The 11,194-nt window shown below is 41.5% G+C and carries 2 protein-coding genes; both read right to left on the bottom strand.

Going from position 1 to position 11,194, the window contains the following annotated elements; translation table 11 throughout:
- A partial coding sequence (locus DTK66_RS11145) for a mucin-binding protein (protein ID WP_191667840.1) occupies positions 1–9,560 on the bottom strand: 9,560 nt, incomplete at its 3' end.
- Between the two features lie 538 nt (positions 9,561–10,098).
- Positions 10,099–11,194: Rib/alpha-like domain-containing protein (locus DTK66_RS03820; RefSeq protein WP_191667839.1), on the bottom strand; the 1,096-nt coding region annotated here is incomplete at its 5' end.

Raw genomic sequence — 11,194 nt, 5'->3', positions numbered from 1 at the left:
GTCTTAGCCGCTGGTGCAGCTGGCGTTGCCGGAGCTGCCGGTTGAGCAGGAGTTGCTGGAACTTCTGGCTTAGCTGGCGTTTCTGGCGTTACCGGTGTTGGCGTCGTGTAGACAACTGGCGTATCAACTGTTGGATGATCCGGCGTTACTGTCGTAACGTTTGGTGTCATTCCTGGAATTGTTGGTACTGGTTCGTTTGGTACAACCTTGGTTGGGTCTGTTGGGTCATTAGTGTATGGCACAACTGGTACATTTGGAATTGGGTTGCCGTTTGGATCAACCGGAACAATGTTACCAACCTTGGTGTAGGTTACAGTATCTTCAATATTACGTTGAACTGCTTCCTTGGCTGGTACATTAGCCTTGTCTGCAACATAACCGTTAATTACCGGTACCTTAACTTCGCTGTAGCTGTCCTTATCAGAAGTCCAGTTTTCATTAGGGTTAAGGATTTCGCCAGTAACCTTATCAATGATCAATGTCCGGGTCCAAGTTGAAGTTTGCACATCGTCATCACGCATCTTATTACCGCTGTTATCCACGAAGTGGACCGTTGAAGTGTATTCCTTCGTGTAGGTGTCCTTAGCAGGCCACTTTGGACCATTTGGTTCATCAGGGTTAACCGGTGTACCAGGTTCATGTGGATTGTTTGGTCCTACTGGAGCATGACCGTGCTTCAAGACAACAGTGAAGACTTGATTTTGATCTGCATTATCATCAAAGGTTGCGCCTGCTGGGAAGCCATCGGTTACTAGTACATAACCTTGTGCTTCCAGTTGCTTGATCTGATCAGCCGTACTGTAGTTAATCTTGTCACCAGCCTTACCAGTCAAGTCACCGGAAGTTGCGATTTGAGCGTTGTTGTTATCTTGATCAACGTAGTTAACAATCGCAATTTGGTCAGCCGCTGGCTTTGGATTTACCGTATCTGGCGTGTACTTAACGGGTGTATCAACACCTGGATCAGTTGGTGTTACCGTTGGTACTTCTGGCTTGTAGCCTGGAATAGTTGGTACTGGTTCATCTGGCGTTACCTTCGTTGGGTCAGTTGGATCAGTTGGGTATTGTGGTGTTGGAACATCTGGAATTGGGTTACCATTTGGATCAACTGGAATAATCTTTCCATTTGGTACATAAGTAACTGTCGCTTCTTGATCTTCCATTGTGACACTTGGCCCATCAACTTGTGCCCGGTCGGCATGGTAACCGTTAACAACTGGTGTCTTAACGCCATCATAACTTTCCTTGTTGCTTACCCATTCTGTGGAGCTAATAATCTTGCCAGTCACATTGTCCACCGTAATAGAACGAGTCCATTGCGCGTTTTGAACGTTATCAGCTGGATTATCGTTTCCAGCACCAACATAGTGAATAGTAAACTTAACATCCTTAAGGTAGTCAACATCTTCGTTGGTTACCTTTGGTCCGTCTGGGTAGTTAGGGTTAATTGGTTCACCTGGTGTACCTGGCTTATCTGGTTTGAACGTCGTGGTACCATGCTTCAAGACAACTGTGTAAGTTTGGGTTGTATTGTCATCATCGTCAAATACTGCACCAGCTGGGAAGCCATCACTTACAAGGACGTAACCTTGAGCCTCAAGTTGCTTGATTTGATCAGCCGTGCTGTAGTTGATTACACTACCTGGCTTACCAGTTAAGTTACCAGAAGTTGCGATCTGAGCATTGTTGTTATCTTGGTCAACATAGTTAACAACAGCGGTTTGATCATTAACGATTGGGGTGTATGGTACTGGCGTATCCTTACCAGGATCCGTTGGTGTTACTGTTGGAACACTTGGGGTGTAACCAGGAATTGTTGGTACTGGTTCATCTGGTGTTACCTTTGATGGATCAGTTGGATCGGTTGGGTATTGTGGCGTTGGTACGTTTGGAATTGGCTTGCCACTTGGGTCAACTGGAACGATCTTACCGTTCTTAGCGTAGGTAACTGTTACCGTGTAATCATTTGTTTCGTGGTTAACAGTCGTACCATCAACATTGATGTTATCAGTACTATCCTGGCTTACCCGTACAACATGGTAACCTTCAACCACTGGTGTCTTTTCGCCAGTTAAGTTTCCATCACCAGTCCAAGTAATTGGTGTAATCCATTGACCAGTTACCTTGTCAAGAACTCCTTCACCTGTAAAGTGAGCAGTTTGTTCTACTGGTTCACTAACCTTGTTACCATTTTCGTCCACGTATTGGATTGTCCGTGTAACGTCCTTAGTTACTTGGTCAGAACCAGCTGGGTACTTAGGTCCATCTGGATCGTTAGGGTTGATTGGTTCCCCTGGCTTACCTGGGTTAGTTGGTGTTACTGGTTGAGTACCGTGACGGAAAGTAACAGTGAAGATTTGATCATGGTCCTTATCGTTATCAAAGGCAGCATCCGTTGGGAAACCGTCATTTACAAGAACATAGCCCTTATCTTCAAGGCTCTTAATTTCGTCAGCCGTACTGTAGTTAATCTTGTCGCCTGGTTGACCGCTTAAGTTACCAGAGTTAGCAAGCTCTTCATTGTTAGTTAAGTCAATGTAACGAACTTGAGCATTTTGCGTATTGTCTACTGGATGGTAAACAACTGGCGTATCCTCGCCCGGCTTATCAGGAGTTACTGTTGGTGTTTCTGGAGTGTAACCAGGAATTGTTGGTACCGGTTCATTTGGCGTTACCTTAGCTGGATCGCTTGGGTCAGTTGGGTATTGTGGTGTTGGGACATTCGGAATTGGTTTTCCCGATGGATCAACCGGAATAATCTTTCCGTTCTTAGCGTACTTAACTGTTACTGTGTAACTATTATCATCATGAGTTAGCGTTACACCCTTAACATCATTACCAGCGGCATCACGATCAACATTTACTAAGTGGTAACCATCAATAGCTGGTGATTTAACCGCAGAAACAGTTTGATCAATACTCCAAGTTAATGGAGTTGTCCATTGACCAGTTACCTTATCAAGAATCCCTTCCGCAGTGAAGTTAACAGTTTGTTCTACTGATTCACTAACCTTATTACCATTTTCATCCACATATTGAACTGTCCGCGTAACATTCTTTGTTACTTGGTCAGAGCCGGCTGGGTACTTAGGTCCATCTGGATCGTTAGGGTTGATTGGTTCCCCTGGCTTACCGGGGTCAGTTGGTGTTACTGGTTGGGTACCGTGACGCAATACAACTGTGTAAGTTTGAACAGTACCGTCATCGTTATCATAAGTTGCGCCTGCTGGGAAGCCATCATTTACGAGAACGTAACCCTTATTTTCAAGATCTTGAATAGTTGCAGCTGTACTGTAATCAATACGTTCGCCAGCCTTACCACTCAAGTCACCAGAAGTAGTAATTACCTTGTTGTTTTCATCAGCATCAACGTAATTTACAAGTGCTTGTTGATCCTTAGCTGGAGTTACTGGAGTGTATGGTACTGGAGTGTCCTTACCGGGGTCAGTTGGTGTTACCGTTGGAACACTTGGGGTGTAGCCTGGAATTTCTGGTACTGGTTCGTCCGGTGTTACCTTCGTTGGATCGGTTGGATCCGTTGGATATTGTGGTGTTGGTACATTTGGAATTGGTTTTCCACTTGGATCAACTGGAATGATCTTTCCATTTGGTGTGTAAGTTACTGTTACTTCTTTATTTAAATCATCGGGAGTTACAGTTTCACCACCCGCTACCCGCTTATCAGCGTGGTAACCTTCGATTACCGGGCTATCTACACGGTCAAAGGTATGGCTCGAGACATTCCAACCAGTTTCACTGATTAACTTACCAGTTACCTTATCTACTACGCCCGTCTTCGTAAAGTCAAAGCTTTGAACATCGTCGTCCTTCGCTTTAGTTCCATCAGCGTATACGTAGTGAACCGTTTGGGTTCCTGTTTTCTTCAGGCTGTTTTCATCCGTTCCATCTGGCCACTTAGGACCGTCTGGATCGTTAGGGTTGATTGGTTCCCCTGGCTTACCGGGGTCAGTTGGTGTTACTGGTTGGGTACCGTGACGCAATACAACTGTGTAAGTTTGAACAGTACCGTCATCGTTATCGTAAGTTGCGCCAGCTGGGAAGCCATCATTTACGAGAACGTAACCCTTATTTTCAAGATCTTGAATAGTTGTAGCTGTACTGTAATCAATACGTTCGCCAGCCTTACCACTCAAGTCACCAGAAGTAGTAATTACCTTGTTGTTTTCATCAGCATCAACGTAATTTACAAGTGCTTGTTGATCCTTAGCTGGAGTTACTGGAGTGTATGGCACTGGAGTATCTTCTGTAGGTACACCTGGAGTAACAGTTGGTGTTGATGGAGTGTAACCAGGAATTGTTGGTACCGGTTCGTTTGGGGTTACCTTCGTTGGATCTGTTGGATCGTTAGTGTAACTTGGCGTTGGTGCATCTGGAATTGGTGTTTTACCATCTGGACCAACTGGGATAATCTTACCAACCTTCTTATAAACAACAGTGAATACACGGTTACGTTGCTCATCGCTTGCACCATGAGTAGTAGTAAAACCACCAGCAGTGTACTTACCATCATTGTTAGTGTAACCAGATACTGCTACATAACCATCAATTACTGGAACGTTTTCAGCAGTAAAGTCATTGCTATCTTGGTTCCAAGTACCACGTGAAATGAGGTCACCAGTTTCTTTATCGTAAGTGTCACCTGTGTAGTTGTAAGTGAAGTTTTGTGTCTTGGATGGATTTAATTCATTTCCTTGTTCATCAACATACTTAACTGTTTGTGATGCCTTAACCGTTTGTTGATCACGAGTTTCTTGACCATTCTTGGCGTAAGTTACGGTCGTTTCACTAGTCGGGTTATCAACAGTTACAGTAGCACCGTCTACAACAGTCTTATCTGCGTGATAACCATCAATTGTTGGTGAAGTTACATCGTTAAATTTGTGACTTGCTGGAGTCCAGCCTTTGTCTTCGATTTGCTTACCAGTTACGTTGTCAAATACTAATGTGTGGTCGAAGTTAGTGTTTTGAACATTATCATCGGCTGCCTTCGTACCATCTGCGTATACATAGTGAACCGTTTGTGACCCTTGCTTAGTTAAGCTCTTAGCATCAGTACCGCTTGGCCACTTAGGACCGTCTGGATCGTTAGGATTAATTGGTTCACCTGGATTACCTGGCTTGTCAGGCGTAATTGTTGTGGTGTTGTGAATGAAGTGCACTTCATAACTACCACCATTTTGAGGCATTGTAGTTACGTTGAAGTTGTCACTCACAAGCTTGTAACCCTTATTTTCAAGTTCGGCAATTGAACCTTGAGTAGTGTAGTTAAAGGCTTCACCTGGCTTTGCAGTGATTGACTTGTCGTAAGAACTTAAGTCAGTGTGGCCTTCGCCAGTAGTGTCATCAATGTACTTAACAGTAACAGTTTGATCTTCTGGAGTAGGAGTTGGCTTAGTATAAGGAACATTTGTATCCTTAGTTGGTACTTCTGGAGTTACATTAGGAACATCAGTAGTCCAACCTGGAACGTTTGGTGTTGGCTCATTTGGTGTTACCTTGGTTGGATCAGTTGGATCGTTAGTGTAACTTGGTGTTGGTGCATCTGGAATTGGATTTCCTGATGGATCAACTGGAATAATCTTACCTACCTTGTGGTAAATAATTGTAATTTCTTTATTTGGATCAGTTGGGGTTGAAGTTTGACCTTCATAAGTTCTTTTTTCTGCAACATAACCATCAATTACTGGAGCATCAACATTTTCAAACTTATGACTATCTGCATTCCATTGACCAGTCTGACCTGATTTAACAAAAGTAAAGGTACCATTAGTGCTATCTTCACGAATAGCAGTATTAGTATCGCCATCAATATAATGAACAGTCTGTTTACTATCAACAGTTTGATCTTCTGGAGCTGGTTTTGTATAAGGAACCGGCGTATCCTTACCAGGATCTGTTGGTGTTACTGTTGGAACACTTGGAGTATAACCTGGAACATTTGGTACTGGTTCATTTGGAGTTACTTTAGATGGATCTGTTGGATATTGTGGAGTTGGTGCATCTGGAATTGGGTTTCCTGATGGATCAACTGGAATAATCTTACCATTAGGAGCATAAGTTACAGTTACAGCAATATTTCCACTATCCTTAGTCAAACCAGTAATTGCAGCAACATCATTACCATCTTGATGATCAGAAACGCTGATTAAATGGTAATTTTGTTCTACTGGAGAAACAACCTTATCAAATGAAGTCTTATCACTAGTCCATGTAATTTGTGGAGTTGCGGTATTATTTTCATCAATTACCCACTTGCCATCTTGTTGAGTAGCATTAACTAATTGACCAGTAACTTTATCTACATAAGCAGTTCCAGTAAATGTAGCAGTTTGCTTAGCATTTGCAGGAACAGTAGCAGTAAAGGTTGAACCATCGCTATTTACGTAGTTAACAGTTAAGTTAATCTTTTTAGTTAATTGATCAGGTTGAGCTTCTGCTGGAGTCTTGTCTGGTACCTCATTTGGTGGTGTTGTTGGAGTAACTGGCTGTACACCATGTTTCATATGTACAGTTACCACTACATTTTGGTTACCTTCAATAGTAGAAGGAATTGTACCATCAGTTATTACATATACATAACCTTGATTTTCGAGATTACTAATAGTAGTTGAAGTATTGTAATCAACCTTAGTTCCAGCATCTACTAAACCAGTATTGTATTCAGTATTAGGAATATCAGTGTTGGTAGTGTCATCGTGGTAGACAACCTTTACTGAGCCCTTTTCAGCTGCCTTCTTGTAAACAACAACAGTTTCATAGTTTTCTGGAATACCAGTTGTACCATTCGTACGATATGCATCAGAAAGCATTCCATTTTGAACTACATCGTTAGCGGCATCGAATGTAAGGTTAGCTTTTACGCTTGAGCCATCAGCCCCAACAGTCACGCCAGGCGCATTCGTAGATTGGATAGTTGCAGTGTAGCCTTCTTCTACTGGAGATGTTACCACTGCATATGGGTCAGTTACTGTTTGACCCTGATTGTTTGTCATCTTCCAACCGGAGTCTTGAGTTACTGAATATCCACTTCTAATGTAATCTAAAACTTCATCAGCACTATGGGTCAATGCATAATCTTGAACTGACTTAATTTGATCTGCAGTTAAATCAAGAGTCAAATCGCGAGTCAAGTTTAAATCTTGAGTTACAACAAGTGGTTGACCATTTGCATCAAGGACTGGAGTACCATCTTCGTATACATACTTAATAGTGTTAGTGTGAGTCCCCTTAATTTGAGTTGAAGTTTCGTGAGGAATCCAAATTTGGTGACTAGCACGTTGGGTAGAAATACCATAATATTGACCTGGATCTGGTGCAGTACTTCTATCCCAAATCCTATTTGCTGGAATGCCACCAGTTAAGCCATTCCCAGAAATAGAAATATCTGGGTTAGCCCCGTTATCTTTATAGTTTTTAGCTGAGAATCCAGTCTTATCAAAAGTAACACTATTTACATCTGTCCAAATTTGCTGGGTACCATTAGACTTGATTTGTTGGTAAACAACGTAATCAGTACCACCGATGGTTAATACACCTTTTGAGTCACTCATGTAAATCAAGTTAGCAGTGTATTGACTAGACGTGGTATTAATGTCAGTTCCACCAACACCTGCCATCCAACCAGTAGTTGCACCACCAGCAGAGTAACGTTGTAAGTTAAGGAGCAACGGATCTTGGATATCAATACGTGAATAAGAATTTCCTAATGGGAAAGAAATTAACTCTGCATAGAAGTTAGTGTTGTCATCACGAATATCGACAATGGCACCCTTCTTAGAAGTAAAGGCAGCATTCGTACTTCCATTTCGTGAATCAAGAGAAACTACGTCGTCCCATGCATTGTCACCACGGTTTTGAAGAATAACACGGAAAGTGGCATCTTCGCCGATGGTAATATTTCCGCCTTCATTTACACCAATGTAGTTGTAACCATCGTAACTACCTGAAGGGCCCGCTTCATTACCACGAGCATTAATAGTATTTTTACCATTAGAGTGGAAATAAGTTACTGCATGATTGCCAACATTAATGTTACTATTATTAGCTAAGTCAAGAGCAACCCCACGACCTTGATTTTCAAAGTTAACATTAGCATATTCACCAACATTAAAGTTAGAGTTATCACCTAAAATTACCCCATCACGACCTGTGAAGTTAAAGGTTGAATATTGGCCTAAGTTAATCTGACCTGAACCATTTGGACGAGATTGACTAGATGTATAACCACCAAAGCGATCACTATCGGTTGTATTTGGACGAACACCTGTCATTGAAATAGCTTGACCAATGCTAGTATTAAAGTTAACTACGGATTTGTAACCAGTATTAAAAGTACCATTACTTTCTGCAAAAATACCTGCGTCATGATAACGAGCTGTAGTGCTCAAATCATTGCCAGTGTTCATGTTTACAGTCAGTTGAGCATTATTACCAACATTAACTGAGCTATTGCTGTTAACTAAATGGATTCCATCCCCGATAGAAGCACGATTAATAGTTAAAGAAGCACCGTTTTCGATGTTAACCGTACTTGCTTGAATGTTGTAGCCTTTAGTTTGACTCCAATTAGTAAAGTGTTCATTCTTTTCAGAAGATGTTAGAGTTGCACCATTAGAATCGTTAACAGTTGAAACAACAGTACCCTTAATGTTAACAGTACCATTACCCATGATTGATCCATTAACAGTTACATCATCAAGGGTTAATTGATTATTATTAGTAATCCGATTACCGTTAAGATTTAATACTGCCCCATCAACACCATGGATAGTGAAGGCACGGTTAATATTAAGGTCACTAAAGAAGTCGATATTACTTTTTACATTAACACCATTAACACTAGAGTTATTAACAGCATTTTGGAGTTCAAGAGCATTCGTAACATCTTTGTAACCACTATATTCATCATTATTTGCTGTTGGACTAGCAGCTGATGATTGAGCAGCAGTGTTTGCTTGTGGCATTGCAGCTAAACTAGCAAATACAGATGCGTAGTTTAAGTCACTGTTTACAGCAGATGAACTAACTGTAAATGATTGTGTAGCAACAGCACTTGCGCTTGCGGTACTTGCTTGTGCGTTTGAACTAGCAGTTGATGAGTTTTGAACAGCTGATGCACTGTTTTGTTGTGCAGATGAAGCACTATTTTGAGCAGCTGTACTATCAACATCACTTGAAGCATTAGCAACAGTAGCATTAACAGCAGCTTCGTAATCGTTAGCTGCTTGTGCTTTAATATCCCCTGCTGGATTTTGCACAGCAGCGGATGCATTGTTGCTTTGATTTTCAGCAGTAGCAGACTTCAAAGTAGAAGTGCTTGCTGAATTTAATGTAAGGTTATGATCTGTTTGTTCTGCTGAATCGCTCCCAGAAGCAGAATCAGCATTTGCAGTCGTACTATCTGCTGAGGCGGTTCCTGCAGCAAATGTAACACCAAGCAAAACAGACGCTACACCAACAGACAATTTCTTAATGGTGAAACGTTGCTTTTTCGGCTCATATTTCTTTATTTGTTCTTCCCAGTTATTATGCGATAACATAAATTCACGTCCCCTCTTGTTAGGTAATTGACGAATAAATAATACAAATTAACAGTGCACATAACTTGTTTACATTTACTAATATATAGTTTCTAAGAAAAAGGCAACCTATTTATTGAGAATTTCAAAAACGTGCTTTTGCTAATTTTACTTATTTATCGATAAATCCTTGATATATCAACATTTATCTTTTTGAAAAAAATCAGACTATTTGTTAAACATTTTAAGAAGATATGAAGAAAATTTCATTCGATCACAAAGGTGAATTGTTCGTTTTTTATTTATCGCTAATAAAAATTATATTAATCACGTCGAGTCCATCATATCAGGCACGCTAAGAACTATTTTTAGAAATTTAGTCCCTTTTCTCTTTCAGCTTAGCCCTTATCCCCCTATCTCTCACTAATTATTTTATCGTTATATAAATAACAAAAGAAGTGCGGACACTCACCATTTTGATGAGCGTTCGCACTTCTTTAGTTCAGCACTTTTAATTAAGTTATATCTTTCAGGGGGGAGAGAAATGATGTTATCTTAATTATTTATCAGCTTTGCGTTTCTTATCGTGACCCGCGAAGCCGAAGAGACTTGCGAAAGCAGCAAGACTCAAGCCAGCTAATGCACTGAACTTAGAAGAATCATTACCAGTTTGTGGCAATGTCTTCGCTGGTTGCTGGCTAGTACTGTTAGTTGCACTATTTTGTGTTTGACCAGTTACGTTTTCGATTACTGAACCGTTATTAATTTCAGTACCGTTTTGATGATCAATTGAACCATTACCGGAGTTCGTGTTTCCGCCATTATCAGGGTTTACAGCATCTACATGAACATTAACAGTTACTTCATAGGTAGTTCCGTCTGGGAAGTGAACTTCAACTACACCAGTGTGATCACCAGGAGTAGAAACATCAGGCTCTTGCTTCCAAGTGTAAGTTGTTCCATCTGGCATCTGATCTTTGTTCTTAATTGCATCTGCAGGGTTAGGGAGTTTACCTTGATCAGTTGTAATATTTTGTCCCTCAGGTGCGGGAACATTAACAGTTACTGTAACCGTATCTTCCGAACCGTCTGGATAACGAACAGTAATTGTTTCAGTATGTGAACCAGGCTTCTTGACATCTTGTGCTACTTGGTCTGGGTTTGTCCAAGTGTACTTGGTGCCATCGGGGAGATCAGCCTTGTTCTTAATACCGTCTGCTGGATCTGGAACCTTACCTTCCGGAGTAGTAATTGGTTGCGTTTCTGGTGTGTACTTATCTGCATCTGTTGCTGGGTTGGTTACGTGGATGGTTACTGGTACTTCATCCTTTGAACCATCTGGGTAGCTTACAACAACAGTTGCTGGCTTGTCTCCGGCAGTAGTTACATCTGGAGTGTCCTTCCATGTGTACTTCGTACCGTCTGGTAAGTCACTCTTGTTCTTGATACCTTCTGCTGGATTTGGTACAACGCCAGTCTTGGTATTTACGTCTTGACCTTCTGGAGTGTACTTGTCGGCATCCGTTGCTGGGTTGGTTACGTGGATGGTTACTGGTACTTCGTCCTTTGAGCCATCTGGGTAGCTTACAACAACAGTTGCTGGCTTGTCTCCGGCTGTCGTTACATCTGGAGTGTCCTTCCAGGTGTACTTAGTG

This window comes from Limosilactobacillus walteri, from assembly GCF_014830205.1.
In the GTDB taxonomy this organism is placed as follows: domain Bacteria; phylum Bacillota; class Bacilli; order Lactobacillales; family Lactobacillaceae; genus Limosilactobacillus; species Limosilactobacillus walteri.
Note: the sequence above shows the minus strand (reverse complement) of the source record. Positions and strands in the feature narration are given on the sequence as shown.